Below are 26303 nucleotides of genomic sequence, written 5' to 3'. Positions count from 1 at the left end.
CAAGATCTTGTGCGGTACTAGGGCCCGAAGATCAATAGGAAGTTGCGGCCGTTTGACAGTCGACCTTCCCTGGCAGGTTAAATTGCGGGCATTACGAGCCTCTTTTTTGCGCGTGCCAAATTTTATTCCTTTCGCTGGTATGGGTTTTCTGAAGACAAGAATTAAAAAATTATAAAAATCAATAATATATATATATTTGCACATTGCAAACAAATTGGCATGGCATTTGCTCCATCCTTATGACGTTACGCGGCAGCGCCGCCTCTCGCATTGGAGCATAAACATGGATCGTCGAAGTTTTCTGAGAAATTCTGCAGTCGCAGGTGCAGCGCTTGCGGCGCCGTCGCTCATCTCCAGCCGTTCTCGGGCGGCAGATATCTTGAAACTGGGTTGCCTGTTCTCTTCATCCGGAACGATGGCCAATATCGAAGGCCGGCTGAACTCGGTTGTGCAGATGGCGGCAGCTGAACTGAACGCGAAGGGCGGTGTCCTTGGCAAGCAGGTTGAAGTGATGGTTACGGATCCGGCCTCCGACTGGCCGCTTTACGCACAAATGGGCCGTCAGTTGCTTCTGCAGGACCAGTGTTCGGCCCTGTTCGGCTGCTGGACCTCTGTTTCCCGCAAGTCGGTTCTGCCGGTCGTCGAGCAGAACAACGGCCTGCTGTATTATCCGCTTCATTTCGAAGGCGAGGAAAACTCGAAGAACGTCGTCTATCTGAACTCTCCTCCTGCGAGTTCCGTCCTGCCGGCTCTCGAATATCTGATGAGCCCGGATGGCGGTGAAGCCAAGCGTTTCTTCATGCTTGGCTCTGACTACGTCTGGCCGCGCACCATCAACAAGATCTGTAAGGGCTACTGGGAATCCAAGGGCTTTGACGAAAGCTCCTGGCGTGAGCATTACGTGCCTTTCGGTTTCTCGAACTTCCAGACCCTGGTCAACGAAATCCGCCAGTTCGCCAGCGAACCCGGCGGCCAGCCGATCATTGTCCTGACGGTTGTCGGATCTTCGATCCCAGACTTCTTCAAGGAAATCATCAACCAGGGCATCGGTGCTACCGATATTCCCGTGCTGGGTCTCGATGTTCTCGAAGCTGACCTGGAAGGTCTCGACACCGCGCCTATGGTAGGTCACTTGAATTGCTGGGCTTACCTGCAGAATGCCGAAGCGCCAGCAAATGACGCCTTCAAAGACAACTGGAAGAGCTTCGTCGAGAAGGGCAATCTTCCCTACTCGCCGGACACCGTCATCGATCCGATGGTCTCGGCCTATGACGGTGTGCACCTTTGGGCAAAAGCAGTTGAAAAGGCGGGGATGGCGGACCCGGATGCGGTCCGTGCGGCTTCTGCCGGACTAAGCTTCGATTGTCCGTCCGGCTATTCCATCAAGATGACCGACGAAAACAATTACGTTTCTCGCGGTGTCTTTATCGGGTCTGTCAACGATCAGCAGGCGTTCGATATCCTCTGGCAGTCAGAGGATACGCCGAAGCCGGTACCGTTTAGCCCCTATGCGTGACCTCGTTTCCTTAGCTCTCCGGCCGCTCACGCAGCCGGGCGGCCTCGCCAGGTTTTGGCGGGGCCTCGGGGCTGTCACAATGCTGATCGTGGCGAGTGCCAACCCCGTGCTGGCTCAAGCACCTGTGCAAAAGCGGGTTCTCGGTGAGCTTTGCGCAAAGGGCGTCAGCAATCAAGTCAAAGGCATCACCAACCTTCTGGCAAGTGTCGATGCCGGCCAGGTCGACCCGTCCTGGGGTGTCGAGATCTTTCAGGCCTTGGGCGACCGGGCCCTGATTTGTGGCGGCGATACTCCGCTGATCGTGAGTGAAGACACGGTCCGCCTGGCGACGACATTGGAGCCGACGAAGCGCTCGCCGGAGAAGAAACAGGGAGCCTTTGTCAATCTGCGCTTGCGTTCACAGCTTGACATGGGCGTTGCGATTTTGCGCCTGCTGTCCGAACCGGGCGGCCCGACTTCTGCGGCCGATCTTGAGCAATTGCGAAAGCGTGCGGAAATTGCACCCGTGGCGCTCATCGAGCGAGCGGTGGCAATGCCGGGCAACGAGGCTGTCGCCGAAGGCCTCAGAGACATTCTTGCCGTTGCAGCTCTGGAGGATCCCGATCCGGCGCAACGGATTTCCGCAATCAAGCGTCTTGCCGAGGCCCCTTCGGCGCGGAACCTGACCTTGCTGCTCAATTTGCGCGACGGCCTGTCGGATGCTGAAGACGGGGCCATCAAGGGCGAGCTCTCTTCGGGGATCAATAAAATACGGTTTTGGCTTGAGGTCGGCGAGGTATCCGCAACGATCTACAGCGGTCTCAGCTACGCCAGCATTCTTTTCATGGCGGCACTCGGCCTTGCGGTGATTTTCGGTCTGATGGGGGTGATCAACCTGGCTCAGGGTGAGCTCATCATGATCGGAGCCTATGTGACATTCCTTGTCCAGGAAGCGCTCAAGGTCGTGGCTCCCGGCTTGCTCGAATACTATCTTCTTCTGGCTATTCCCTTTGCTTTCGTAGTGACGGCTGGTGTCGGCGTTACCATGGAGGTGACGGTTATCCGCCATCTCTACCGGCGTCCGTTGATGACCTTGCTGGCGACCTGGGCCATCAGCCTATTCCTGATCAACGCCACCCGTGTCGTCTTCGGGACGCAGAACCTGGAATTCGTCGTTCCAGGCTTCCTCAGTGGTGGAGTTCACCTCTTCGCTGACTTTATCGTGACCTGGAACCGACTTTTTGCGATCTGTTTTGCCCTGGTCGTCCTGGGCGGCGCGCTCTTCGTCCTGCGTTACACCAAGCTCGGCATGTTCATTCGTGCGGTTACCGAGAACCGGGACATGGCAGGGTGCGTCGGCGTTTCGGTGCGGCGTGTCGACATGGTTGCCTTTGGTATCGGTTCGGGACTTGCCGGTCTCGCGGGGCTGGCTCTTTCACCAATCTACACCGTCAATCCGGGCATGGGCGCCAGCTTCATCGTGGACGCTTTCATGATCGTTGTTCTGGGCGGGGTCGGCAGTCTCATCGGGACGGCCGCAGCGGCCCTGGGGATCGGCATGATCAACGTAATTATCGAACCTCTTTACGGTGCTGTCGCGGCCAAGGTGATCGTTCTGCTGATGATCATCGTTTTCATCCAGTTCCGGCCCGAGGGGCTGATCGCAATCAAAGGGCGGCGATGATCCATGACTGATGCCTTGCTCTTCAATCAGGGCCGTAAGGTGCCGGGTCGCCGGATCACGGATCTTCTTTCGATCGTTCTGGCGGTGGTCGGGTTGTCCGTGTTGATTTCCGGACTGACCGGCACCGGCCCTTCTTCCTATTTTCTCAACCTCATCGGGCAAATTGCGACGTTTGGAATGTTGGCCATCGCGCTGGATCTCATCTGGGGTTACGCAGGTATTCTCAGCCTGGGGCATGGCCTGTTCTTTGCCGTCGGTGGCTATGTCATCGCCATGCACATGGTCAAGGTCAGCTACATTGCCACCGGCACGCCACCTGACTTCATGCTCTTCATGGGGTGGGATGCTCTGCCGTCCTACTACCGGGGTCTGGAGTATTCAGGCTATGCGATCATTCTTGGTGTCGTGCTGGCTGCGATCCTTGCCTTCGTCATCGGCTTTACTGCGTTTCGGTCCCGGGTTGTCGGCGTTTATTTCGCGATCCTTACCCAGGCATTCGTCTACGTCGCGATGCTGCTGATGTTTCGTAACGACACCGGGTTCGGTGGCAACAACGGAATGACCGGCTTTACCGAGCTGTTCGGCCTGCCGCTGGCCGAGCGGAAATCGGTAGCCTTGCTCAGCGCGGTTTCGATCCTGACCGTCGCTTTGGTGTTGGCCGTCCTGGCGCGTCTCGTGACGTCGCGCTTCGGACAATTGCTGATTGCCATCCGCGATGATGAGGCGAGGTTGCGTTTTCTCGGCCACGAAACGCTCTGGATCAAGCTCGCCGTATGGGGCTTATCCGCCGTCATCGCTGCAGTAGCGGGCATGCTTTACGTGCCTCAGGTGGGCATCATCAATCCACGCGTTCTGGCGCCGGATTTGTCTCTTGAGATCGCCGTCTGGGTCGCGATCGGTGGCCGTGGTTCACTGTCGGGCGCCTTCTTCGGAGCCGTTCTTATCAGCGCCTTCAAATTCGTGCTGACTGCGGTCGTGCCTGACCTTTGGCCATTCATTCTGTCCGGCCTCGTTCTGCTCGTCGTCGTGCTCCTGCCGAATGGCTTGACGGATCTGCCTGCTGCAATGGCGGCTCGTCTGAAAGGGAGGGGCCGATGAGCGAAGCACTTCTGATCGATAACCTCTCTGTCACTTTTGGTTCGTTCAAGGCGATCAATGAGCTCAGCCTGTACATCGACTATGGTACCGTTCGTGCCGTCATCGGGCCGAATGGCGCCGGCAAGACCACCTTGCTCGACGCGGTCACCGGAAAGAGTCCGGCGACCAAGGGGCGGATCATTCTCGATGGCCGTACCGAGCTGACCGAGCTCAAGGAGCCTGAAATCGTGCTGGCAGGCGTCGGCCGCAAGTTCCAGAAGCCGAGCATCTTCGAAGCTTTGACGCTTGAACAGAACCTCGCACTCGCGTTGCGGTCTGCAAGCCGTAGCAGCATTGCCGAGATGTTCCACCGCCCGGGGAGCGAGGAGCTGGCCCGTATCCAGACCGTCCTGGAGACAATCGGAATGGCCGGTTGGGGAGACCGCTCCGCCGGAATTCTCAGTCATGGCCAGAAACAGTGGCTCGAAATCGGAATGTTGCTGATGCAGGAACCGCGTGTGCTTCTGCTCGACGAGCCGGTTGCCGGCATGAGCGACGAGGAAACCGATCGTACGGCCGAACTCATCATGGCGCTTCGAACGCCTGAACGCGCGATCGTGGTGATCGAGCATGACATGGGCTTCGTCGAACGGATCGCGGACCGCGTGACCGTTCTCCATGAAGGACAGCTCTTGGTGGAAGGCCAAATGGAAGCCGTCAAGGTGAACCCGCGTGTCGTTGAAGTCTATCTGGGGCGATGAAACATGGGACTTAACGTCGAACAATTGAACCAGCACTATGGCAGCAGCCATACGCTGCGGGACGTCTCGTTCAACATCGCCGACAAGGGCTGCACCGCAGTCCTGGGGCGCAATGGGGCGGGCAAGACCACGCTTTTGAAATGCCTTATGGGCGTTCTGCCGACCAGTTCGGGGAAGATCTCCTGGAACGGGCAGACCCTCACCGACATGGCTCCGTATCGCCGCGTTCGCGCGGGGTTCGGCTACGTTCCGCAGGGGCGAGAGATTTTCGCGGACCTTTCGGTCGGGCAGAACCTCGAACTTGCCGCAGCCGCTACAAGGATTGACGATCCGGAAGAGGCTGTCGCCGAAGCTGTCTCTTTGTTTCCCGTGATCGGCGAGATGTGGCGCCGCCGGGGGGGCGACCTGTCCGGCGGCCAGCAGCAGCAGCTCAGTATCGCAAGGGCGCTGGTTACCCGCCCCGATTTGCTCATTCTGGACGAACCAACCGAGGGCGTGCAGCCCTCGATCGTCAGCCGGATTGAGGAAGTCATCGCTGAACTCGGCGGCCGTCTCTCCATTCTGCTTGTTGAGCAGTATTTCGAATTCGCCCGATCCATTGCTGATCGCTACGTCGTTCTATCCCGCGGTGAGGTTGCCTTGTCCGGCGATGTCTCCGAGATGGACGATCATGCGGTTCGGCAATTCCTGGCTGTTTAAAACCCGAAGAGGACACTAGATGTTTGAAGTAAAGGCAACTCCCGAAAATGTGTTTTGGGGTTATTTCGACGCCGAGACGAAACCGGTGTTGACGGTGCCGTCCGGTTCAGAGGTCATTATGCATACTTTGCCCGCCTGCTTCGAGGCGGACGTACCGGAGGATCCCAACCTTGTGACGCCGGATCATCGCACCGCTCTTGATACGCTAATTCCAGGCGGCAACGACGGCAAGGTGGTCGCCGGTCCGGTCGGGCCACATATGGTGACCGGACCCATTTACGTCGAAGGCGCTATGCCGGGCGACGTGCTGCAGGTTGATATTCTGGAAGCCAAACCGCGTCAGGATTGGGGTTTCTGCGCCATCCAGCCGTTGCTTGGAACGCTGCCGGAAGAATTCACCAACTACGAACGTATGCACATCATGATCGATCGGGCGACCCAGATGGCGGAATTGCCCTGGGGACTAGAGATCCCCCTCGATCCCTTCTTCGGCATCATTGGTGTCGCTCCACCGAAGGAATGGGGGCGTGTGGGTACGCCGGAACCGCGGGCCTTTGGCGGCAACATGGACAACAAGGACCTGCGTCCGGGCAGCACCATTTATTTCCCGGTCTTCAACGAGGGGGCGCTTTTCGGCGCGGGCGATGGTCATGGATGCCAAGGCCACGGCGAGGTTTGTATCACGGCACTCGAGACGGCACTGGACGGGAAGTTCCGTCTGACGGTACGCAAGGACATGAGCCTGAGCCAGCCTTTCGCAGAAACGCCGGACAAGCTCATTGCCATGGGCTTCAATACCGACCTTGACGAAGCCGCGCGACAAGCAGTGCGGGAGATGATCCACCTTGTATGCAATCGCAGCGAATTGTCCAGCAACCAGGCCTATATGCTGTGCTCCCTGGTGGCCGACCTGCATGTGACGCAGCTCGTCGACATCAACAAAGGCGTTCATGCCGTGCTGGAAAAAAAGCACCTGTTGGCTACAGAAAAGTGACGGGAAAAAAGGAGGAACGTTACAGTTTGATTAGCTGCGCTCCCGCTACACCAGCGCCTTTCGCTATCCGGTCGAGCTTGGCCACCAAGTATTTTTGCGGCATCCGCCAATCGATGCCTTACCACAGGTTTTAGAGCCGGGCCGGGGCAGTGGACACTGTTCTGTCCACTGCCGACGGTCAAATGAACGGTCCGCGCTCCAACTTTTTCGTGAACAGGCAAGCCCTAGGCCTCAGGCTCATAACCAGTAGCATACGGTTGCCGCGAGGCAGAGGGACCACAGAAAGTTCCTGGCGTTGCGGTCATGGCATGTTGCGATCCTGCGAAACTCCTTGAGCCTGCCGAGCATCCTCCCGATAACGGCTCTGCTCTGGTAAGGGTATGGCAAGAAACAGTTTTTCCAGTTATGTGTTTTGCGCGGCGGGATGTTTCGCAGCGAGCCACGTTCCTCCACGATCCGGTGGATACGGCCACTGACATAGCCTTTGTCGCCATGCAGAACGCCATTTGCCGGAGCGAGTGGTAAGAGTGCCTCTGCCTCTGTGAAGTCCGAGACATTGGCTCCCGTGAGGTGGAAGGCGATTGGCCGTTCCCTGTTGTCGCTCAGGGCGTGGATATTGGTTCCTGGACCACCACGAGCTCTGCCCGGGGCATGGGCTGAGCCCCCCTTTGCCACCATGGGCAACCGGGTGAGCTCGAACGACCGTGCTGTCGATCATCACTTCTAAAGATGGCTCCCCGGTTTGGGACAGTATGTCGAAGATCCCTGTCCAGACACCCTTCTCGGACCAACGGACAAAGCGATTGTAGAAGGTTTTCCTCGGCTAGTGGACGTCCGGCGCATCGACTCAGCGGCCGCCCGACTTCAGCACATGAATGATACCGCTTATTACCCGCCGGTCATCCACACGGGCCTTGCCGCGTGTAACGGTCGGAAAAAGCGGTTGAAACTTCGAAAACTGCTCATCGTTGAGCCAGAAAAAACCACAAGACATCACCAAACTCCTGTTAAGGAGCTTGATTCAAATTTCAACTGATTTGCATACCCATTTTATGGGTCTGAAGCCTGGTCGTGACCATCCCAGAGCGCGATCTTTACCGCAGTCGTGGCAATCCGGTTTTCCTGAGCATCTTGTCGATGAACTGTATGGCGCCGTTGACGTCACGGCCGCTCAGCCTGATGTAATGTTGGTGTCGATTGCAGACTGGCTCCCTTCTGAGCTTAGCGCCTTTTTTGCAGTTCGGTATAGAATGTGCCGCAGCTATATTGTTACTAGCTAGGATGGTCACGACAGGGCCGTGAACCGGGCCTTGTGGGGACGAGGAACGACGACTTCAGCTACAATGGGCTTTGCCCAGTTGAATTGGCGGGCACGGAACGGTCGCGTAGGAACAGAAAACGCAGCAGTCGCCTGCTTTGGGCTTCAGCACTTCATGACATGCCTTGCACTCATAGAACCACTGGCAGGAATCGGTGGGCATGGTTTCCGTCTCGACATGGCCGCACACGGGACAAGTCAGCGTGCTTTCCAAAACTACTTCTTGAGCAGCAATCGTCTCACATCCACATAATCAGATAGTCGTTTATCCGGTTCTCGTTGAAGACAACAACCCAGGCCAAAACCGTCATCGCCGTGCTCCCCGACAACCACCACTTCAACCTTGCAAGCGTCTGTCGTCGAAACGTGAAGAACCAGGACACGGCAACAAGGACTGAAGAAATCGCAAGAACGTAATAGCTCGCAGCGGCGATCTTCCCGAACACTGCCAACCAACTTCCTCCCAGTCCCAGCAACATCATCGCCATCGGCAGGACACAGCAGGTCGCGACTCCCAGCGACGAAATCGAACTCAGATAGCTCAGACTTAAAAATTTCTGCATTTAGATCTCCCGGACAATCACGGCATTGCGTAGTGACTTTCGGTGCCCGCAGACATACCTCCTGTAGTCACTACAGGATCAAGCCGGATGACATCACATGATCGCGATTGGAGAAGCATCGAAACATAGCGGCGTCAGTATCGAGACAATCCGCTACTACGAACGGGAAGGGATTGTTCCGAAACCGGGGCGGGCAACCAACAATCGGCGGTTTTACACGGCGGATGATGTCGGCCGGTTGCACCTCCTGAAAAGGCTGCGCGATCTTGGTTTTCCCCTTGCCGAAGCGAAGATGCTGCTGGACCTCTCCGAGAACCGGGCTTCGGATTGTGAGGCTGTGAAGGAACTGGCGGAAGTTCATATCGCCAATGTGGAAACAAAAATCGCCGAACTGAAGAAGCTCGAAATCGCGCTGAAGCAGCTTATCTCCAACTGCTCACGGGGCAATGTCGATTGCCCAATGCTCAGCCGGCTTCGAACCGAGTAGAAGCCATTATTTCGCCGCCTATAGTTGTATTTCGGATCATTAATCAAACTCAAACGACCTGGTGAGGCAATCCCATCTGGGAACACTCCTTGTTTGCAAGAGTTTTTTTGGTGATTACGATCAGGTTTCGAGTGCACATTTGTCCGATCTGTAACGCTCTGCCGCCCCGGCGTCGTTGTAGGCCGGGGCGCGGAACCTATGCCATTAGGCCTGTTGCAGGTGAAGGCCCTGTGCGCACTCAAGCGCCTTCAGCTGGTCACCTGCCGGGTCCGCGGTCAGCAGTGAAGGCTGGAACCGGACTGTTTCGATCTCTCTCACGCCGATGAAGTCGAGCCACCAGCCCAGATAGGTTGAATGATGATCTGTGCCGTAATAGGCAGGCGCACCCGGCGCATAGACCCCGGAGGTATAGAAGACCCTCGCCAACTTGCCGCTCAGCAGCCCGCTGTAGCCTGCTTCGGGATCGAAGCCGAACAGCAGGCCGGGCTGGGTGATGATGTCGATATACTGCTTGAGCTTGTAGGGGATGCCGCCGTTCCACATCGGCACTGACAGCACATATTCATCCGCGCCGATGAAGCGGTTGGTAACGGCAACCACCTGGTCCCAGGCGCTCTGGCGCGGCGCGTCCATGTCGCCCACGCCAAAGAAAGTCATCTTCGCTGCCGCCTTGTCGCCGTCGAACTCGGGCAGATCAGCGTTCCACAGCTCGAGCCGATCAATGGCAACGTCCGGTTGGTCCGCCTGCCGCGCCGCAAGATAAGCCTCCGCAAGCTTGCCGGATTGCGACATAGGGCCGCGCGGCGATGCCGCGATATAGAGAATTTTGGTCATGGCGTTGTTCCTTTCGATTGGGGTCGGTTGGTTGAGGTGAGGGGTCATAGATGCCGTGGATGGTGGTGCTGATTTCCGGGGCCGTTCACGAACCTGGTGAGCCTTAAACGCGGCTTTAGATGCAACGCTGTCGCGGTTGCCCAAGCTGGGTGACCTGACCACCGGGCCGTTCCAGCCTTGCTTGATCGCTGACCCAGGCCTGCGGGCTGCCAGCGAAGGATGCGGAAGCGTGCATACCAGGTGCGAGGGTCGTCGTGACTAAGGGTTGGCATAATGATGATCGGTTCATGCTGCACCGCTGATAACCAGTCAAAGGCGGTTTGACGGTTACTAACTAACCATTAAAAATTATTTTTGATAGTTACATTATCGTGAGTGTGCGTGAAGAAATGTAACTTGTGAAACTTGAGAAGAATGGTTACCAGGGAGGATCGTCCCCTTTGCACGCAGACGGAGAACCAGATGACACAGAACACTAGGCCTGCGCCGTTCTTCGTCGGAGAAAACCCCGCACTGGATTTCCTGAACAGTGTCGCGATGCCGCGAACCATGTGCTACGACTGGCTGGAGACAGGCCCGGATCTGCTGGACTGGCTGATTGCCGCGGAGCTTGCCTCGGAGGTTGAGCTGGCTCCTTTCCGAATAGCTGCCGCCGCGCCCGCGCTTGAAGAGGCACGGCAAGAGATCGTTGCCTTCCGCGAGAGGTTCCGGCCCTTCATAGAAGACGTCCGCGGCAGTCAGTTAACGGATGCGGGCCATCCCGTCATTACCGAGATCAATACGATCCTCGCGCGGGGGGCGTGTTTCTTGCAGATCACACCCGCCACGGAATTGGACGACCCCACCGCGCTACCCCTTATCCTTGTCGACAGGCACCCGCTGACAGATCCACGCGAGCTGATCACCAGGATCGCGATTGCCGCCGCACGCCTGATTACCGAGGCTGATTTCCGCTATGTGCGCAATTGTGAGGGGCCGACCTGCACGCTTTATTTCCTCGACATCAGCAAGAACCACAAGCGGCGTTGGTGCTCGATGGAGGTCTGTGGCAACAGAGCCAAGGCCGCCGCCTATCGCAAGCGCTGATCGGCCGCGCACCTCGTCGCTGATTTTTTCCAACTTTCTTTGTCACAGTCTCAACGGCCACCGCCTCTTTCTAAGTATGCGCCCAGGACTGGCCCGGCGCAGTTTAACGAGGATGACAAAATGAAAACCCATGACGTGCAATCCATCAACATCGCTAAACCCCACTCTGAGGTGTTTGCCTATATCGCCAATCCGGCGAACTTGCCCGAATGGACCAACGCGTTCAAATCAGCCGATGCCGAGAGCGCGGAGCTGGTCACCCCGAATGGTGCCGTTCCGATCCGCCTTGAAACCCGCACCTCCGCCGAGCACGGGACGGTCGACTGGATCATGACCTTTCCCGATGGTTCCAAGGGCGCGGCCTATTCCCGGGTGACAGAGGATACCGACGACACGTCGATCTATTCCTTCGTTCTGATGGCGCCGCCGGTGCCACTCGAAATGCTTGAGGGCGCCTTGGAAGAGCAGAAAAAGACGCTGGCCAAAGAGCTCGTGTCGCTTCGGGCGCGGCTCGAGGCATGATTCATCTGGATCCAGAACAGGTGAGCGCCGCTCGGCAAGGGGACCGCGCGGCGCTGGCATCGTTGGTGCGGTCCTTGCAACGCCCGGTCTATGGGCTTGCCATGCGGATGCTGGCGCATCCCGCCGATGCCGAGGACGCCACGCAAGAAATTCTCATCAAGATCATCACCCATCTCGGGACAGTCCGCGACGACCGGGCCGCCGGGGGATGGGCGCTGAAAACCGCCTCCCGGCACCTTGTCGGAATGCGCATGCGCAGCCGGGTGGAGGCGATGCGGATGAATTTCAGGGATTTCGCCGATGATCTGGAAACCGGGCTTGCCGCATCGGACGACGATCAGACCGACAGTGTGATCACGGCCATCGCGATCGAAGAGATCAAGATCGGCTGCACGCTGGCGATGCTGACCTGCCTCAACCGCAGCCAACGTATTGCCTATGTGCTGGGCGACATCTTCGAGATGTCCGACAGCGAGGCGGCGGAGGCGCTTGAGATATCCGCCGCCGCCTACCGGCAAAGGCTGAGCCGCGCTCGGCGGGAGGTTACCAGCTTCGTGAAAACTTCTTGCGGGGTGGTGTCGCAAAGCGCCGCGTGCCGATGCGAAAAGCGCCTGACTGCGGCACAGGACAGCGGTCGTGTCACCTTGGGTGCTCCGGCATTCGGGCTGGGTGCCCCGGCCACTGATATCTCCAATCTGCGTCGCCAGATCAGGGCATTGGAAGAGGGAAGGCGGGCTGCCGCACTGATGCGGTCGAACCCGTCATTTCCGACCAATGTCGGCGATTTGATCATGGAGGTCATTTAATAGCTCTCCGAACTTCGCGTCTCCCCACGGCACTGACCGCAGCCACGGCGGTCGGCGCCGTGACATCCTCTTACGGGGGCTGTCGCAAGTTTTGTCAGCAGGCAAATCTCTCCAGTTTCATCTGCGATTTTGAGGTTTCGTTAACGTTTTCAATTCCAAAGAGCCTTGCAAACAACTCATTCTGTTCGCAGACGCTTCGCTGACCGACAAAGTCGAAACCCGTTCGGGGCCAAAGGAAAGCTTCAAAGCCGGCGATTGTATTTTTAGCTAACCGTTAACGAGTGAAACCTACCGTTTTTTCGCGTGTCCCTCTTCAGCCTGAAATGATCACTCTCGATGCCTTGTTGCAAATCCCTGGTTACTTAGTGCGCTAGATCCGGAGCAAGCAAACCGCAGTTAACTGCTCCGCGACGCCCGAAAGAAAAGTGGCAGCACCAACAGTGCAAATTTTACCAAATGATCGCAACCGGGCACCCGGCAACATTTTAAGGAGGGGGGGCTCTAGTTGCATCGAGATTGCGCTTTGCTTTCAGCAAAAATTGGACCTGATTGCCGTGCATGTCGATGGTATCTATACAGATACCGTCCGATTGAGCAGCCACGCTTCGAACTGTTTGCCTTTGAAGTCTTTTTTCGACCGGCGCTTCAGCTCGAAGGCAATGGCTGTGAGATTCATGACGCAGTACTTAAAAACTGAAGCGCTCTTTCAAATGTCACTTTTCAAGAAACGATTACTCCAGTTATTTCGAAAATAGCTCGATGTACGATTTATTCTTGATAATGAAATCGTCGAATACTATAGATGCTTAATATAGATCTTGGTGTCTGAGTATAGCTGATCGCTGACGTGGGTAAGGGCGATATTTTGGATTTGTTTGTGTGCGAAAAGTTGTGCCACATGCAGGCCGTCCGCCGCGACCGACTTACAGCCGTGCTCGGCAACTGCCACCCGGTAGTCCAGTTGCCGCAAGCTATACTTCATTTTGTCAGTATTTTTTCATAGGCCTCAGCAAGAGACGTCGATCATCTGGGGTTGTTTGTAAGTAACCCCGATACGTCGACGTTGGCATGAAAAATGCTGTAAAATCAATTGTCCATTCATAAGAAATGCCTATGCGCATCATTCGCATTTATTAATTGGAATGCGTGAGTCTCATTTTTAAAGTTGCGAAAGTGTAGACCGTTGCTCCTTCTGCACTCGGCACGGAGCACGCATCGGGGAGTCTTACAGACTTGGCCGCGTTCGTAATTATCGTCGCCGGCGCATTCTTTGCGGCATTGTTGCGGCGGCTGACAGGCTTTGGCTTTGCTATGATTGCTGCTCCGGTTCTCTCGCTGGGACTGCCGCCGCAATCCATGGTCGTCACGGTGTTGCTGCTGCAGATCTTTCTCGGCATTCCGGCAGCGATTGAGTTTCACAAGCTGGTTAATTGGAGTGTGTTGGGGATTTTGCTTGCCGGCGGTGTGGCAGGCGCTCCGTTGGGAACGCTTTTGTTGCGAGTTGCGCCCGAACCGATCATGCTGATGCTTATCGGACTTCTGATTTGCGGTAGTGCTGTTTTGCAGCAGTTCCGCCAGGCTAAAACTACCAACGCCTCCCGCAGTGGCTATCTGGTGGTCGGCGTCCTCTCGGCTATGCTTGGCTCCGCCTTCGCTTTGCCCGGACCGCCTCTAGCGATCTATTTTGCAAAATGCGCCGATATCTCGTTAGAACAGCAACGGGCCATGCTCATCAATACATTTACGCTTGTCGCACTGCTGGCTTTCATCCCGGCTTATTTCACCGACCTCGTCACTTGGGAGATCACCTTGCGGGCCGTCGCACTTATACCGGTGCTGTTTCTGGGCGGCTATGTGGGTGAACGCATTTATCGCCGCCTCCCGCAAACCTCGGTGCAAAAGCTCGGACTTTTTGTGATTTTCATGGCCGGATCGATATGCTTCGTCCGGGGGATAAGTGCTCTGGCCGCCTGAGCTGTGAGCAGTACTACTAAAATTAGCCAAATGTATTAGTTAAAGTGGGCCGGCCAGCGCTGGCAACACTTGCGTGGCGACTTCTTGAAACACGTTCAGTGCTGGACGCATCTTGAGCCGTTTGCTGCGCAAAAGTACGATCCGTAGTGGACGGACCGCTTCGGTGATTGGTCTAAGCACAACAGGTCGGCCACAAAGTGCAACATCAGTGGCTGGGCTGATGTTAAGCAAAGAGACTCCCAGACCGCTGGCAACGAATGATCGCACAGCCTCGAATGAAATACAGCGATAGGCAATAGCAGGTGCGATACGCTGGTCGGAGAAGAGACTGTGAAAATAATCACGCGTATGTGGCAAATCCATCAGCACAAATGGGCGCGTGCACAGGTCGTGAAGGCTTATTGAGCGCTCCAGAGCCAACGGGTCGTCGGGCGAAAGTACTGCACGCGGCTGCAGAGTGGCCAGCACCGATGAGGAAAAACCGCTTTGCAGTGCCAGATCGAATGTGACTGCGATCTCGATTTGGCCAGTCATCAGGCCGCTGATGATGTCATGTTGATTTGCGTCACGGAAATTTACGCGTACCATCGGGTACTTTTCGCGAAAAATACCGAGCAGCTCGGCCATTATCGTTGGCGAAAGATTGACAAATGACGCCACGGTTATTTCCCCATCGATACCCTGACTGATGGCGCTGGCGTCATGCTGAAACTCCTCCGCCTGAGCCAAAAGATAGCGTGCGCGCTCTAGAAACCTTGCGCCATCGCTTGTCAGCTGGATTCCCTTCGCTGGCAGACGGAGGAACAACTGGAGCCCGAATTTCTCTTCTATCTGATGGATTGCCGCCGACACACTGGGCTGTGAAATGTTAAGCCGGACTGCCGCCTCAGAGATCTTCCCGGCCTCGGCCGTCGCCACGAAATAGCGTAGGGCGCGTAGACTAATATCCATAGAATTTTCCTATATACTCTACTTAAAGAATATCGTTTCCTTGGTCTTTCGCCATCCTTAAGCTCAGCACAGGTAATTGCAACAGGGGATTCCGATGACGCGTTTCAATATGTTAAATGCTTTTTCTACCGTTGCGATGGTGTCTGTCGCGTGTTTGTCCGCACACGCTGAACCCGTCAGCGTCGACATACTCGTATCACCCGCGGGTTCAGGCCCGTATCTCGCGGTAGCGACGATGCAGAACTACGCCTCGGACTTTACAGACGCCATTGCGCCGAAGGCCGTTGAAACACCTGGCTTTACTTACAACGTGCGCTATCTCGCGTCTCAGCCTGACCTATGGGAGACGACGCTAATCGGCTCCGGACAGGTTGTGGAATGGGCTGCTGTAGAGGGTATCGCACCATTTTTTCCGGAAGCCATGGATGCCGTCAAAGATTTTCGCGTGCTTGGCGCGATGAGCAATTCCACTAACCTTTTCGTCGCTCTCGATGATGAGATTAACACCTTGGACGATTTCGATGGGAAACGTGTCGCGGTTGGACTTTTGACCCAGAATGAATGGGGTATGCACCAGCGCATGTTACTCGACAATTGGGGTATTACCGGTAATCTCAAATCGTTCGATGCATTGGGTCCCGGCCAAAATATCGATGCTTTGCTCGATGGGCGCTCGGACATCGGCACACTTGTAGCTCATTCCAACTTCGATTTTTCCTATACGCTTGAAGCCGCGCCATTCAAAACTTTGGAAAGCTCCGGTCGCCCTTTCCACTATATCAACATACCTTCAGAACAGATCCAAACCTATATCGATAGTACCGGCGCTCCGTTTAAAATCCAACAAGTTCCGGCAGGCACGCTGACTGGTCAAGGCGGGCCTGTCACAAGTTTCGGCAATGTTACGCTGATATCCGCGCACAAGTCTTTTCCCGAAGATCTTGCCTACGAGTTCGTCAAGCTCTGGATCGAGTCCGGTCCTGAGATCGGCAAATACAGCGCCATCGCAAAAATTTGGGAACCCAAAACAATCTCCGAGATTGCGCGCACTAATCCCGAGCTCATACATCCCGGGGCTATGCGCGCCTACAAGGAAACTGGTTTGGTCGACTGATATTCCGCAATCTGAAGTTCTTTGCGAGGAACCCCGATGTCCAGTGCGATATCTACTCCCACCAGACGCTTTGTGGAAGGTTCTGGCATTGTACTGGGCGTGGTTCTTTTGGCCTATAGTGCTCTGTCGGTTTGGCAGAACCTTTTCGGCACCATGCAACACTATACGATCTTTACAGTCATGGTGCTTGTTTATGCCGCTATCTACCTTCTCGGTCGCGAGGATAATCCAGCAGGCTCACAGGGCCGTCTTGTCGACCGAATCAGCGGAGCCCTTATTCTTGCTGGCAGCGGTGGCTCCGGCACATATTTGACGGCCAACGCCGAAACTTTAGAGATCATGCAGCCCTTCGTATCTCCAGCTGCGCTTGCGGCAGGCGGCATACTCATTACGACGGTACTACTGTCGGTGTGGCGCATATGGGGAACCGCTATCGCGCTGATCTGCCTGTCGCTTACACTTTATATGATATTCGGTCGCTATTTACCCGACATTCTTGAAGCACGAATGCCACCGTTCAACGTCGCCATTACCTTCCTTTCCGGGATTGGCGGTCCGCGCGGGGTATTGTCATACGCTCCCTTGTCCGCAGACATGATTTTCATGCTGCTTGTTTATGGTGGCGTGTTGCATGCCGTAGGTGTTATCGGCATTTTCGGGGACATCGGCGCGCTAATCGGCAACAAAATGCGTGGCGGTATGGCCTACAGCGCCGTGCTGGCCAGCACTCTTGTTGGAATGGTAACCGGCCAAGCTGTATCTAATATTGCGCTTTCCGGTGTGATCACTATACCCGCAATGAAAAAGAGTAACTTCAGCGCTTCGGAGGCGGCCTCGGTCGAGATTATGGCCTCGACCGGTAGCCAACTCTTGCCGCCGATCATGGGACTTGGAGCTTTCATGATGGCGGTTATCCTCGGGATCTCCTATTTCGATGTCGTCTTGGCCGGGTTGATACCAGGTCTCCTCTACATGGCCGCAATTCTCGCCAGTGTTGCCGCCATGATCGGGGGGCACAAACGATTGGAGAGGGTTCGGCAAGAGGTTGATCTATCAAGGATTTACTGGATCACCCCGAGCTTCCTGTTATCTTTCAGCACGCTTATTGTCCTACTTGTGTTACGTTACTCTCCAGCCATGGCGGGGTTTTGGGGATGTGCCATCGCCCTGGGCATATCAGTCCTGCGCCCCAAACACTTACGCCCCAGTTTCAAGGACATTGCTGGCGGTTTCAAGATCGGCGTCGACACTGCCGTGCAACTTGCGGTCATCCTGGCTGCTATAGGTCTCGTCGTCCAGACCCTCACTACCACGGGCCTTGGGATCAGCGCCGGTGAACTGATTTCCGATTTGGGCCAGGGCAATTTGTTTCTGACGCTGCTTATCGGGATGTTCGTCTGCCTGATTGTGGGAATGGGCTTGCCGACGCCGGCGGCCTATTCGCTGATTGCAATCATAGTCGTTCCAAGTCTGATCGACGCAGGTATCACACCAATGGCTGCCAACATGTTTGGATTCTATTTCGCGATCTTCTCCGCCCTCACGCCTCCGGTCGCCGTTGGCATATTGGTGGGCGCGCGTATCGCAAAGGCCGATTTTCTGCGCACTGCATTTGAATCCGGTAAAATGGGCTTTGCCGCACTTGGCCTGCCTTTCATGTTTGTTTCCTTTCCTGAATTGCTGCAATCACAAAGCCTTACACTGCAGGCCGTGCTGATAGCTCTTTCCTATGCCGCCAGCGCCATACTGCTTTCGGGCGCGATATATGGCCACTTGTTCAAGTCGGTCGAACCCCTCGAACGCGTCATTCTGGCGACATTTGCCATTGGTTCCTGTGCGGTAATGGCGGTGACTGGCTGGTATGCCTTCGGACTCGTTTCCATTGCGACGCTTGTGGCAATCGCCGTCACCCGGTTGCGCAAACACACCCATTCGCTCGCCTGAAAGGATGACTGACATGAAAGCCCGGCTCGCTGCGGTGCACGCCCCATCTGAATTCTTCGATCCCGACGCAGGAATCCGCAAGAGTATCGGCCTCATCAAGCAGGCCGCAGCCCAGCAAGTCGATCTGATCGTCTTCCCAGAAAGCTTTGTTCCCGGATTTCCGGTTTGGAACAGTTATTTGCGGCCGACTGACGGACATGATTTGTTTGCGCGTTTTGCTGATGCGTCCTTAACAGTAGATGGGCCCGAGATCGCCGCCATACGCGATGCAGCGCGCTCCGCTGGGATTGCAGTCTGGTTTGCCTTTTCGGAGCGCGCGACTTATTCGAGCGGTTGCCTATGGAACAGCGCCGTACTGATCGGCCCGGACGGTGAACTATGCGTTCATCACCGCAAGCTTGTGCCAACGTTTTATGAGAAACTGACATGGAATCGCGGTGATGGCGCGGGGTTGAGAGTTTGTCAGATGTCATTTGGAAAGGTCGGTGGGCTGATTTGCGGGGAAAACGGTAACCCTCTGGCTCGATATGCACTGATGGCGCAGGGAGAACAGATTCACTGCGCGAGCTACCCCTCGGTGTGGCCGTTTCGCGATCCGCGGACATCGGCAGCCTACGATATGTCCGAGGCGACACGGATCCGCGCCGCGGCTCATAGCTTTGAGGCTAAGGTTTACACGGTGGTCTCGACTTCTATGTTCGACGACCAGTCAATGCAGACCGTCTGCGGTGGCGATACGGACATGCGGGCCATGCTGAGCGCCTGCCGAGGCGGTGGTGCGATGATTGTCGCACCGGACGGTTCGACGCCCGGTGGCGTTCTTTATGGCGAAGAGGGGCTGGTGATCGCCGATGTCGATATCAGCGCCCTGACCGAGCTCAAACAGCACCATGACATGGCTGGCTATTATAACCGCCACGATATCTTCCGGCTCGAAGTGGACTTCAAGCGTCAAAAGCCTTTGTACTGGGCTGATAAAACGCAAAATCGCACCGAGGTTCTACTTACCATGCAAGACGAAAGCTTCACTCTCCTTGATTAAGGGTGTTTTGCGGTCAGTCCTCTGATTCAGTCACACTGATAGTTATAGTTTTCTGAATTTCATGCATGGGCTTCATTTGTGAACTGCCAGTCGACGATGCTATTTTTGCTGTGGCATCCTCGGCCCAAGCGCAAACGTCTCGCGCCAAGTCTTTCTGACTGTCGGCTCGTTTTCTTAGACACTGACGCGACAGGATTGGCAGTTCCGCTTCGGCCATGTTGCGCCAAGGACAGTGTTTGGGCGTATGATTCCGCTCGATCTTTTCGGTGATGAGTTTGGGCTTGGCCGGTTCGAAGGTAGCACAAAGTGAAGCGGGGTTGTGGGCGTTCAAGTTGTCCTGAACCAGCATGGTTCTTCCGGCATCGGCAAAACGGAAGTCGGCGAGTTCTACAAGGGCGTGTGCATGACTTTCACCGAGCCGACGGGCGCAGCGACGATGAGTTCGCCGCGCTTGGCCTTCTCGTAGCGGGCCGAGAGCGAACGCTGGCGCAAGAGATCGAGTTCAAACTTATCGAGGCTTCCCTTCAGCCCCAAAAGCAGACGGTCATTGCTCTGGCGCGGCGCATAGACCGTCTCTGGACCAATCAGTACCGTGTCGACGACCCGGTACATCTCGATGAGTTGCTGCCACTCGCGCCTGTTGCGAGCAAACCGAGACACTCCCGCGCGGCGACCGCGCCGATCTTGCCAAGGCAGACCTCAGCGACCATCCGGTCGAAAAGGGCGCGTGCGACACCGCCGGCGGCAGAACGACCAAGATCGTCATCGATCTTCTCATGCATCATGATCCTGGCCTTCCCGCTGTACGACGCGCTCGCCGTCGATGTGGCTCAGGATCAGGCGCGTCATCAGCCTCGTCACGGATTGACGCGTCTCGGCGGGCAGTACCTGCCGATGCGAGGGGGTACCCACGTCCCGGAGAAGCTCGTCCAGGACGCGAAGTGCCGTGAAAGTGACATGCGGCGTTGCCGTCACATGCCAGTTCGTGCTGGCGGTCCGGTCGAACATCCAGGCCGGACTTCTCGATTATCTCATGGACATGAACCTGCCGCCCAGCCCAGGGATGCCAAGGATAAAGAAGCTCGCGGTCATCACCGGCCCCGTGGGTGTTCCGTCGTCAAGTTGTACAACGAACAAAGACCTCACGGATCCATTGGCAACTAGGTGCCGATCGCGCTGCATAATCACGGTGGCATCCCCAGCCCGTCACCGTGAAAGTAGCCGGAAAACTCCAACCTCTGGCGATCCAGACTTCGGTCTCAGAGCACCGGTCAATGGTCTCGAGAAATGAACGGGCCGTTTGTAGTGTATTGGATCACCATGATCATCACATCAGTCTTTCCTAACGACTTCCAGTCCGGCCCAGGATGAACCGAATGGCACGTTAAAGTTGAAAAGAATGTCCATCTTTTTGATCTGCCAAACACCATTGACACGTACAAACTCATCAAGATAGTCGATTAGAATGAAGTCGGCTCTGGGATTTTCATCATTGACAGTGGTCCCCAACAAAAGAGCGCGCCATTTCCCAACGGCGGTATCGCCATTGACTTCGATAATCGGATTCATTCCTATGTGCGCACAAAACGGAACTGCGCCGGACAAACCATTAAAGAAATCACGAATTGCCTCGCGGCCCTTATAGTAACCCAGTTGCTTTTTCGACCACGCACCGTCATTTGACCAAACACCGTCCTCGGCGAACAACTCTGCAATCTTATCTCCTTGAAAGCCGACATCGTTATACATCCAATAGATGTGCTTCAGCCGGAGAATCTCATCAATAGAATTCAGCTTTTCGAGTTTCTGTGAGTCAGTCATTGCCATATTAATTTTCTCCTGAGCGATTGTTGGTGTTTTGCCTTCAGGCCAATCCCGTTTTCAGTTGATTTGGTTTTAAAATCCTAGATAAGGGATCGTGCCGCATCCCAACCGATCTTGGGCGTGAATAGTGGTCAGCATCGGCCTCATGCCCGTGCCAAATACGTCCAGTTGGACCAAGGGTTTTTTGTTTATGTAAATCGAGCGGCATCCCGTTAAGCGCAATGACGCCACCAATTTGCCAGGGAAATCGCATATGGCTGTGACGTGTTGGACGGCGTGTCTTGTGGCCAACGCGCGGGTGAATTCTTGAGTTGGGTCCTTACCCTGGAGCCCATCACTGTCATGTATATGTTTCTGCCCTCCTTCGAAGACGTTCCTGATTCCGGCGCAGAGAACACCCGACATGGTCTCGGGAGTTACTTGTCATCGCCTTCGATTCTGTGCTTTGCGGCGCAACCTCCTGCGCTGAGATGACGGCCTTCGGGCGCGTTCTGTCCAAGGTTGCTACTCTCGTTCGGGACGGCGATGTGATTGCCATCGACGGTAATGCGTTGCGCGGCGCTCGCCATGCAGGCGAGAGCGCCCGACGCGAAGTATGGTCTCGAACCATGCGGTCCGGCTGCATCTGCCACTGGCCACCGTGCCGGCCGATCGGGTCTCGGAACTGGAGGCCGCGATCGACGCACACGGCCTGATCACGCTCAATGGCTAGGTGGTGACCACCGATGCGCTCCACTGCAATTGCCGTATGGTTGCGGCGATCAACTCCGGCGGTGGCGACTGGTGCCTGGTGCTCGAGGCCAATCAGTACCCGCTCCTGTTCGATGCCCGGTCCTGCTTCGGGACGCAGAAGGACGCTCATCCTACGGCCATCACCGAGGACGTTGGCCAAGGTCGGACAGAGAACCGGAGAGCAGTTGTCGTATCCAGCAAGCGGTTGACTGATCATCATGATTTCCTGGACCTGAAGGCCTTTGCACGGGTTGAGGTCACCCGCAAGACAGCCGACGGCACAACTTCTGAGACAAGATATTTTGCCCTGTCCTGTGTGCCTACACTGGACGTCCTGCTCGCGACCGTACGTACCCATCGAGCCATCGGGGACAACCTCCACTGGCAACTAGTCCTGTCCTTCCGCGAAGATGCCGCACGCAACCGCAATGATAACAGTTCTGGTAGTGTCGCCATCCTGCGACAACCTGCCCTTAACGTCGTGCGCCACGACACATCGCAGGGGTCAAGCTCAAGCGAGCGAGTTGGGACGACGCCTTCCTCCGCAACGTACTCAATGGCGTAGGAACATGAGCCAAATGCGATTGCCCTGACCAATTTGCCTGGCGGGGGAGTGAGTTTTGAGAAGCAAGCTCTTCCATTGTCGTACAATAAATCCATGAGAAGCCATTCAATCTTATTTTGCTACATACTGTCCGACAATGATTTAGATTTAGTAGGCAGTCAAGTGTTCATTCGGAAATGACAAGTTGATCAAACTGTGGGGGGGGGTATTCGGACACTGGATCATGTCATTTTTGTCACCAAAGATTGCGGTGCGTTGTGCATCATCCACCCGACGGGTGCACATGGCCATCACGGTACAAAGGACATAGGCTTTTGCAGAGCAGCGTTCGATTGTATTAACCCTTAGGCGACAGCCTATTTGGGAACCCAAGATGAAGGGTGCACGCGATTAAGAAACATCGGCGTGGCGTTGTTGCAGAACTCTGCCGGTGAGAGATTCACTTTACAAATCGATGCGCTTAGACGGGCGGCATGACGAAGCCGGCGCCTGCGCGCTACTGCACGACAAACGGCTCGTTGCGGATCTGGCTGGACAAGGAGACGACCTAGCACGTGCCGCATGAGGGGCGATCAGGGCGGCCGCCAGTCTTTTCGAACGCAGCGATCCAGTTCTGCCTGTCGATCAACGTGCTGTTCCAGCTTCCGCCCAGGCAGATCGCTGGAATTTCGCCTGCTTGTTGTGCCTGGCCGGCCTGGACTGGCCCATCCCGGACTATTTAACCCTGTGCCGAAGGCCAAAGACCCTGAAGGTCCAGATCCTGTATCGGCGCGCCGATGGGTCGCTCAATTTGCTCGTGGGCAGCGCCGGGATCAAGGCCCTCGGTGACTGCGCGTGGCAAGCTCGCAAGCGCGTTGTGAAGGACCGACGCCAATGACGCAAGTCCACCTGGTCATGGACACCACCACGTCCGACATCCATGCGGTGGAGTTCACCCTCAGCCGAGACGGCGACACTCCGTCCTGCCAGACCTGCTGGGCCAGATCCCCGAGACCGAAGACATCGCCACTATGTCCGAGCCTTCTGGACGCGATGGACAGGATGCCACGCCCGCGGCCGCGTCGAGCTCGTGAACCGCTTCAACGCCCTCGGCAACGCAGAAGTCGTTCGCGTGGCATGACATCATAGGTCTAAGGGGCTCTCATGCCTCAAGCATCAGTTTCGCAACAACGCCTCCCCTAAAGCGCTGCGCGCTTGCTGCTATCGCTTCGTTCGAGTCCAGGCGGTCGACATGAACGACATTTGAGGGATCAGTTGTTCAGCGAGAGCCGTACTAATCTACAGAAGCACTTGCGATCGCGATAGTTGTCCAATGCAGCGGCGCCCACGAAATTGCCATACACTACACAATAGTCACTTGACAGCTCAACAAAATAACAACAATGTCGGACTATAAATAGAAAAATGGCCTAATAGACTGAGTGGAGGATTTAATGTGCGGCAATATGGAGTCTTGCTTCTCGAGGTGCGCGACCTCACTATCCAATTTGGTGGAGTTATTGCGCTCAAAAAAATCTGTCTCGAGATCTACGAACAAGAGATCCTCGGGTTGATCGGCCCGAATGGCGCCGGCAAGACCACACTGTTTAACTGTCTTAGCCGGCTCTATCGCCAAAACTCGGGCGATATCTTTGTGTATGGTGAAAGCACCACGCCGCTCGAGCCCGAGGACATGGCAGCGCGTGGGATTGGCCGCACCTTTCAGAACACCGCGCTCTTCGAGACAATGACGGTCTACGAGAACGTTTTGACCGGCGCCCAATTCGCAATGAGCGGCGGCCTGACGGCGGATATCCTTGGCGGTCCGAAAGTGCGCCGCGAACGCGCCGAGACGCGCGACCGAATCATGCATCTGCTGTCGTTGCTCCATCTGGCCGATATCTCCGACCACACCATCGCCGACCAGAACTTTGCGGTGCGCAAGCGGATCGAGTTCGCTCGTGCGCTGGCCGCCGAACCGAGCCTCTTGATGCTAGACGAACCTGCTGGCGGGTTGAACCGCGAAGAGGTGGCGCATCTGGAGGATTTGATCCGGCAAGTGCGCGACGAGTTCAAGGTTGCGGTGCTGCTGGTTGAACATCATCTCAACCTCGTCATGAAGGTCTCCGACCGCGTCGTGGCGATGGACTTCGGGCAGAAGATCGCCGACGGGCTGCCGCATGAGGTGCGGACACATCCGCAGGTGCTTCAGGCCTATCTCGGGGAGGAGACGGCATGAAACTTGCCTTGGAACTCAACAACGTCACGGCGTCTTACGGCCACGGCAGCATCCTGCATGGCATCGATCTCGAGGTACCCGAAGGCGAGGTGACGGCGCTTCTGGGTGCCAACGGTGCGGGCAAGACAACCACGCTACGCGCAATCTGCGGCATGATCGAAACACATGGTGAAGTGCGGCTTTTCGGCGAGGACATCAAAGGCAAGAGCACCGAGGTCATCGCTCGAATGGGGGTCGCCCATGTTCCGGACGGACGCGGCACCTTCACGAGCCTGACGGTCATGGACAACCTGCGGCTCGGGGCCTTCACCGCGGAAGAGCGCGGCAATTTCCGGCGATCGCTCGACCGAGTGTTCGACTACTTCCCACGACTGAAAGAGCGCGTGGGTCAACATGCCGGTACGCTTTCGGGCGGCGAGCAGCAGATGCTGGCGATTGGCCGGGCGCTGATGGCGGAGCCGCGGCTGATCCTATTGGACGAACCCTCAATCGGTCTGGCGCCGGTGATTGTGAAGCAGCTGTTCGAGATTCTCGACCAAATCGCCGGTGATGCCGGTGTGTCCATGCTTTTGGTCGAGCAAAATTCCAATCTCGCTCTGAAACTGGCCTCAAATGCCGCGCTTCTGGAGGTCGGCAACCTCGTGGCGCGTGGCAGCACCGAAGAGCTTTCACAGAACCAGGAGATCGCACGGGCCTATCTGGGCAACATCACGTCAGAGGAAGCGGGGGCATGACATTTTTCCTTGAGCAACTCATCATCGGCCTGTCATCCGGCGGCATCTATGCGATCATGGCACTGGCGTTGGTGATGATCTACAAATCCACCGGCCACGTGAACCTTGCCCAAGGCGAGATGGCGGTATTCTCAACATTCATTGCCTGGACCCTAGTACAGATGGGCGTGTCGATCTGGCCCGCGATACTACTGACCGTGGCGGTCTCTTTTATCGGTGCCATCGTGCTGGAGCGGGTCGTTATCCGACCCTTTGCCAAGGCCGATGACCTGGTGCTAGTGGCGGTTTTCGTGGGGCTGTTTCTCAGCGTCCACAGCCTTGCTGGCGCCATCTGGAACTACGAGGTCAAACCCTTTCCAAGCGCCTTCTCTGATGGCTCGATCAACCTGATGGCGGATTTGTCTATCCGTGTGCATACGTTAGGGTCTTTGCTGGCCACCGGCGCGGTGTTGACGGCGGTTTGGTTCTTCTTTCGCTACACCCGCCTCGGCCTCGCACTGCGGGCTGCTGCGGACAATCACGTGAGCAGCCGCCTTGTGGGCATTAACGTGTCAGTCATGCTGGCACTCGGATGGGGGTTGGCGGCAGGAATTGGCGCGGTGGCTGGCGTGATGATTGCACCGGTGACATTTCTTGATCCCGGGATGGGCCTCGCGCCGCTGATCTTTGCCCTGGCGGGCGCGCTTCTGGGCGGCATCACGAGCCCCTTTGGCGCCGCCCTAGGCGGGCTGATCGTGGGCGTGTTGGAGGCAATGGTCTCGGCCTATGTCCCCTACGGTATCGAGTTTCGCGAGTTGATCGCGCTGATGCTGATCCTGTCGGTTCTGCTGGTGCGACCCGCAGGGTTCTTCGGTGAATTCATGACGCGGAGGGTGTGAA

The 26303-nt window shown here is 56.3% G+C and carries 27 protein-coding genes and 3 pseudogenes; 19 read left to right on the top strand and 11 right to left on the bottom strand.

Translation table 11 applies throughout. The features are described 5' to 3' along the window. Positions 1–283 precede the first annotated feature (283 nt). From B0E33_RS09995 to B0E33_RS09970, 6 genes are all read left to right on the top strand, one after another. Positions 284–1516, top strand: a complete 1233-nt coding sequence (locus tag B0E33_RS09995) for an urea ABC transporter substrate-binding protein (RefSeq protein WP_077291106.1) — start codon at positions 284–286, stop codon at positions 1514–1516. 79 nt (positions 1517–1595) lie between these two features. Beyond that, the gene (gene urtB / locus B0E33_RS09990) at positions 1596–3179 is read left to right on the top strand and encodes an urea ABC transporter permease subunit UrtB (RefSeq protein ID WP_156912372.1); all 1584 of its coding nucleotides are present in this window, start codon (positions 1596–1598) and stop codon (positions 3177–3179) included. Between the two features lie 3 nt (positions 3180–3182). Beyond that, entirely contained in the window at positions 3183–4277 is a 1095-nt protein-coding gene (gene urtC / locus B0E33_RS09985) for an urea ABC transporter permease subunit UrtC (protein ID WP_077291104.1), read from the top strand. After that, on the top strand, positions 4274–5017 hold the full coding sequence (gene urtD, locus B0E33_RS09980) for an urea ABC transporter ATP-binding protein UrtD (protein WP_077291103.1): 744 nt from the start codon (positions 4274–4276) through the stop codon (positions 5015–5017). The genes urtC and urtD overlap by 4 nt, the downstream gene beginning before the upstream one ends. Before the next feature lie 3 nt (positions 5018–5020). Then, positions 5021–5716, top strand: a complete 696-nt coding sequence (gene urtE, locus B0E33_RS09975; protein WP_077291102.1) for an urea ABC transporter ATP-binding subunit UrtE — start codon at positions 5021–5023, stop codon at positions 5714–5716. A 19-nt stretch (positions 5717–5735) separates the two neighbouring features. Further along, entirely contained in the window at positions 5736–6710 is a 975-nt protein-coding gene (locus B0E33_RS09970) for an acetamidase/formamidase family protein (protein WP_077291101.1), read from the top strand. Between the two features lie 237 nt (positions 6711–6947). On the opposite strand, the pseudogene B0E33_RS09965 reads toward B0E33_RS09970, so the two are convergent. From B0E33_RS09965 to B0E33_RS09955, 3 genes and pseudogenes are all read right to left on the bottom strand, one after another. Next, positions 6948–7704, bottom strand: a pseudogene (locus tag B0E33_RS09965) (IS5 family transposase). 340 nt (positions 7705–8044) lie between these two features. Next, on the bottom strand, positions 8045–8191 hold the full coding sequence (locus tag B0E33_RS31555; RefSeq protein WP_322853565.1) for a GDCCVxC domain-containing (seleno)protein: 147 nt from the start codon (positions 8189–8191) through the stop codon (positions 8045–8047). A gap of 76 nt (positions 8192–8267) precedes the next feature. Continuing rightward, a complete protein-coding gene (locus B0E33_RS09955) occupies positions 8268–8591 on the bottom strand; it encodes a hypothetical protein (RefSeq protein ID WP_077291099.1) in 324 nt (107 codons plus the stop codon). A 97-nt stretch (positions 8592–8688) separates the two neighbouring features. On the opposite strand from B0E33_RS09955, the gene B0E33_RS09950 reads away from it, so the two are divergent. Then, on the top strand, positions 8689–9078 hold the full coding sequence (locus B0E33_RS09950; protein ID WP_077291098.1) for a MerR family transcriptional regulator: 390 nt from the start codon (positions 8689–8691) through the stop codon (positions 9076–9078). 204 nt (positions 9079–9282) lie between these two features. Here the strand turns inward: B0E33_RS09950 and B0E33_RS09945 are convergent, their stop codons facing one another. Continuing rightward, positions 9283–9912: an FMN-dependent NADH-azoreductase gene (locus B0E33_RS09945; protein ID WP_077291097.1), complete on the bottom strand. Its 630-nt coding sequence runs from the start codon at positions 9910–9912 to the stop codon at positions 9283–9285. A gap of 462 nt (positions 9913–10374) precedes the next feature. Here B0E33_RS09945 and B0E33_RS09940 point away from each other — a divergent pair, with 462 nt between their 5' ends. The 3 genes from B0E33_RS09940 (at position 10375) to B0E33_RS09930 (ending at position 12326) form a co-directional block, all read left to right on the top strand. Then, entirely contained in the window at positions 10375–10998 is a 624-nt protein-coding gene (locus B0E33_RS09940; RefSeq protein ID WP_167579518.1) for a CGNR zinc finger domain-containing protein, read from the top strand. Positions 10999–11118: 120 nt separating this feature from the next. After that, positions 11119–11520 (top strand): SRPBCC family protein, encoded by a 402-nt coding sequence (locus B0E33_RS09935; protein ID WP_077291095.1) that lies wholly within the window; start codon positions 11119–11121, stop codon positions 11518–11520. Further along, the gene (locus tag B0E33_RS09930; RefSeq protein WP_077291094.1) at positions 11517–12326 is read left to right on the top strand and encodes an RNA polymerase sigma factor; all 810 of its coding nucleotides are present in this window, start codon (positions 11517–11519) and stop codon (positions 12324–12326) included. The genes B0E33_RS09935 and B0E33_RS09930 overlap by 4 nt, the downstream gene beginning before the upstream one ends. 94 nt (positions 12327–12420) lie before the next feature. Here the strand turns inward: B0E33_RS09930 and B0E33_RS09925 are convergent. Continuing rightward, positions 12421–13002: pseudogene (locus B0E33_RS09925) on the bottom strand (DDE-type integrase/transposase/recombinase). Positions 13003–13559: 557 nt separating this feature from the next. Here B0E33_RS09925 and B0E33_RS09915 point away from each other — a divergent pair. Then, positions 13560–14300 carry a sulfite exporter TauE/SafE family protein gene (locus tag B0E33_RS09915; protein ID WP_077291092.1) on the top strand — a complete coding sequence of 247 codons (741 nt, stop codon included), beginning with the start codon at positions 13560–13562 and terminating at the stop codon, positions 14298–14300. 39 nt (positions 14301–14339) lie between these two features. Here the strand turns inward: B0E33_RS09915 and B0E33_RS09910 are convergent, their stop codons facing one another. Then, a complete protein-coding gene (locus B0E33_RS09910) occupies positions 14340–15251 on the bottom strand; it encodes a LysR family transcriptional regulator (RefSeq protein WP_077291091.1) in 912 nt (303 codons plus the stop codon). A gap of 94 nt (positions 15252–15345) precedes the next feature. Between B0E33_RS09910 and B0E33_RS09905 the strand changes: the two genes are divergently transcribed. Genes B0E33_RS09905 through B0E33_RS09895 form a run of 3 tightly spaced genes read left to right on the top strand, consistent with a single transcriptional unit; the run spans position 15346 to position 19351 of the window. After that, a complete protein-coding gene (locus tag B0E33_RS09905; RefSeq protein WP_077291090.1) occupies positions 15346–16365 on the top strand; it encodes a TAXI family TRAP transporter solute-binding subunit in 1020 nt (339 codons plus the stop codon). A 36-nt stretch (positions 16366–16401) separates the two neighbouring features. After that, complete coding sequence (locus tag B0E33_RS09900; RefSeq protein WP_077291089.1) at positions 16402–18309, top strand: TRAP transporter permease; 1908 nt, start codon at positions 16402–16404, stop codon at positions 18307–18309. A 13-nt stretch (positions 18310–18322) separates the two neighbouring features. Continuing rightward, complete coding sequence (locus B0E33_RS09895; RefSeq protein WP_167579517.1) at positions 18323–19351, top strand: carbon-nitrogen hydrolase family protein; 1029 nt, start codon at positions 18323–18325, stop codon at positions 19349–19351. A 13-nt stretch (positions 19352–19364) separates the two neighbouring features. Here B0E33_RS09895 and B0E33_RS09890 read toward each other — a convergent pair whose 3' ends face one another. The 5 genes from B0E33_RS09890 to B0E33_RS09875 form a co-directional block, all read right to left on the bottom strand. Beyond that, the gene (locus tag B0E33_RS09890) at positions 19365–19700 is read right to left on the bottom strand and encodes a transposase (protein ID WP_077291087.1); all 336 of its coding nucleotides are present in this window, start codon (positions 19698–19700) and stop codon (positions 19365–19367) included. A gap of 38 nt (positions 19701–19738) precedes the next feature. Next, on the bottom strand, positions 19739–19963 hold the full coding sequence (locus B0E33_RS09885) for a hypothetical protein (protein ID WP_265733547.1): 225 nt from the start codon (positions 19961–19963) through the stop codon (positions 19739–19741). Further along, positions 19936–20136 (bottom strand): hypothetical protein, encoded by a 201-nt coding sequence (locus tag B0E33_RS31370; RefSeq protein ID WP_228148146.1) that lies wholly within the window; start codon positions 20134–20136, stop codon positions 19936–19938. Before B0E33_RS31370 ends, B0E33_RS09885 begins: the two co-directional genes overlap by 28 nt. Next, positions 20126–20359, bottom strand: a complete 234-nt coding sequence (locus B0E33_RS09880; protein WP_077291086.1) for a hypothetical protein — start codon at positions 20357–20359, stop codon at positions 20126–20128. The genes B0E33_RS31370 and B0E33_RS09880 overlap by 11 nt, the downstream gene beginning before the upstream one ends. Before the next feature lie 324 nt (positions 20360–20683). Beyond that, positions 20684–21178 (bottom strand): nuclear transport factor 2 family protein, encoded by a 495-nt coding sequence (locus tag B0E33_RS09875; RefSeq protein WP_077291085.1) that lies wholly within the window; start codon positions 21176–21178, stop codon positions 20684–20686. 712 nt (positions 21179–21890) lie between these two features. On the opposite strand from B0E33_RS09875, the gene B0E33_RS31280 reads away from it, so the two are divergent. The 5 genes and pseudogenes from B0E33_RS31280 (at position 21891) to B0E33_RS09850 (ending at position 26302) form a co-directional block, all read left to right on the top strand. Further along, positions 21891–22472 carry an ISAs1 family transposase gene (locus B0E33_RS31280; RefSeq protein ID WP_208997794.1) on the top strand — a complete coding sequence of 194 codons (582 nt, stop codon included), beginning with the start codon at positions 21891–21893 and terminating at the stop codon, positions 22470–22472. A 473-nt stretch (positions 22473–22945) separates the two neighbouring features. Then, positions 22946–23592, top strand: a pseudogene (locus B0E33_RS09865) (transposase). Between the two features lie 345 nt (positions 23593–23937). Continuing rightward, positions 23938–24690 (top strand): ABC transporter ATP-binding protein, encoded by a 753-nt coding sequence (locus B0E33_RS09860; RefSeq protein ID WP_228148073.1) that lies wholly within the window; start codon positions 23938–23940, stop codon positions 24688–24690. Next, positions 24687–25424 (top strand): ABC transporter ATP-binding protein, encoded by a 738-nt coding sequence (locus B0E33_RS09855; RefSeq protein WP_077291083.1) that lies wholly within the window; start codon positions 24687–24689, stop codon positions 25422–25424. The genes B0E33_RS09860 and B0E33_RS09855 overlap by 4 nt, the downstream gene beginning before the upstream one ends. Next, positions 25421–26302 (top strand): branched-chain amino acid ABC transporter permease, encoded by an 882-nt coding sequence (locus B0E33_RS09850; protein WP_077291082.1) that lies wholly within the window; start codon positions 25421–25423, stop codon positions 26300–26302. The genes B0E33_RS09855 and B0E33_RS09850 overlap by 4 nt, the downstream gene beginning before the upstream one ends. Position 26303 lies beyond the last annotated feature (1 nt).

The sequence above is a fragment of the Roseibium algicola genome (assembly GCF_001999245.1).
GTDB lineage: Bacteria > Pseudomonadota > Alphaproteobacteria > Rhizobiales > Stappiaceae > Roseibium > Roseibium algicola.
The sequence above is the reverse complement of the archived record's forward strand: the minus strand, read 5'-3'. Positions and strand labels throughout refer to the sequence as shown.

Coding starts and splice junctions, on each gene's coding strand:
- B0E33_RS09970 (WP_077291101.1), top strand. CDS start 5,736: ATGTTTGAAGTAAAGGCAACTCCCGAAAATGTGTTTTGGGGTTATTTC.
- urtE (WP_077291102.1), top strand. CDS start 5,021: ATGGGACTTAACGTCGAACAATTGAACCAGCACTATGGCAGCAGCCAT.
- B0E33_RS09940 (WP_167579518.1), top strand. CDS start 10,375: ATGACACAGAACACTAGGCCTGCGCCGTTCTTCGTCGGAGAAAACCCC.
- B0E33_RS09850 (WP_077291082.1), top strand. CDS start 25,421: ATGACATTTTTCCTTGAGCAACTCATCATCGGCCTGTCATCCGGCGGC.
- urtD (WP_077291103.1), top strand. CDS start 4,274: ATGAGCGAAGCACTTCTGATCGATAACCTCTCTGTCACTTTTGGTTCG.
- B0E33_RS09880 (WP_077291086.1), bottom strand. CDS start 20,359: ATGTTCGACCGGACCGCCAGCACGAACTGGCATGTGACGGCAACGCCG.
- B0E33_RS09935 (WP_077291095.1), top strand. CDS start 11,119: ATGAAAACCCATGACGTGCAATCCATCAACATCGCTAAACCCCACTCT.
- B0E33_RS09995 (WP_077291106.1), top strand. CDS start 284: ATGGATCGTCGAAGTTTTCTGAGAAATTCTGCAGTCGCAGGTGCAGCG.
- B0E33_RS09855 (WP_077291083.1), top strand. CDS start 24,687: ATGAAACTTGCCTTGGAACTCAACAACGTCACGGCGTCTTACGGCCAC.
- urtB (WP_156912372.1), top strand. CDS start 1,596: ATGCTGATCGTGGCGAGTGCCAACCCCGTGCTGGCTCAAGCACCTGTG.
- B0E33_RS09895 (WP_167579517.1), top strand. CDS start 18,323: ATGAAAGCCCGGCTCGCTGCGGTGCACGCCCCATCTGAATTCTTCGAT.
- B0E33_RS09945 (WP_077291097.1), bottom strand. CDS start 9,912: ATGACCAAAATTCTCTATATCGCGGCATCGCCGCGCGGCCCTATGTCG.
- B0E33_RS09905 (WP_077291090.1), top strand. CDS start 15,346: ATGACGCGTTTCAATATGTTAAATGCTTTTTCTACCGTTGCGATGGTG.
- B0E33_RS09885 (WP_265733547.1), bottom strand. CDS start 19,963: ATGTACCGGGTCGTCGACACGGTACTGATTGGTCCAGAGACGGTCTAT.
- B0E33_RS09955 (WP_077291099.1), bottom strand. CDS start 8,591: ATGCAGAAATTTTTAAGTCTGAGCTATCTGAGTTCGATTTCGTCGCTG.
- B0E33_RS09930 (WP_077291094.1), top strand. CDS start 11,517: ATGATTCATCTGGATCCAGAACAGGTGAGCGCCGCTCGGCAAGGGGAC.
- B0E33_RS31370 (WP_228148146.1), bottom strand. CDS start 20,136: ATGATGCATGAGAAGATCGATGACGATCTTGGTCGTTCTGCCGCCGGC.
- B0E33_RS09875 (WP_077291085.1), bottom strand. CDS start 21,178: ATGGCAATGACTGACTCACAGAAACTCGAAAAGCTGAATTCTATTGAT.
- B0E33_RS09950 (WP_077291098.1), top strand. CDS start 8,689: ATGATCGCGATTGGAGAAGCATCGAAACATAGCGGCGTCAGTATCGAG.
- B0E33_RS09890 (WP_077291087.1), bottom strand. CDS start 19,700: ATGCTGGTTCAGGACAACTTGAACGCCCACAACCCCGCTTCACTTTGT.
- urtC (WP_077291104.1), top strand. CDS start 3,183: ATGACTGATGCCTTGCTCTTCAATCAGGGCCGTAAGGTGCCGGGTCGC.
- B0E33_RS09910 (WP_077291091.1), bottom strand. CDS start 15,251: ATGGATATTAGTCTACGCGCCCTACGCTATTTCGTGGCGACGGCCGAG.
- B0E33_RS31555 (WP_322853565.1), bottom strand. CDS start 8,191: ATGCCCACCGATTCCTGCCAGTGGTTCTATGAGTGCAAGGCATGTCAT.
- B0E33_RS09900 (WP_077291089.1), top strand. CDS start 16,402: ATGTCCAGTGCGATATCTACTCCCACCAGACGCTTTGTGGAAGGTTCT.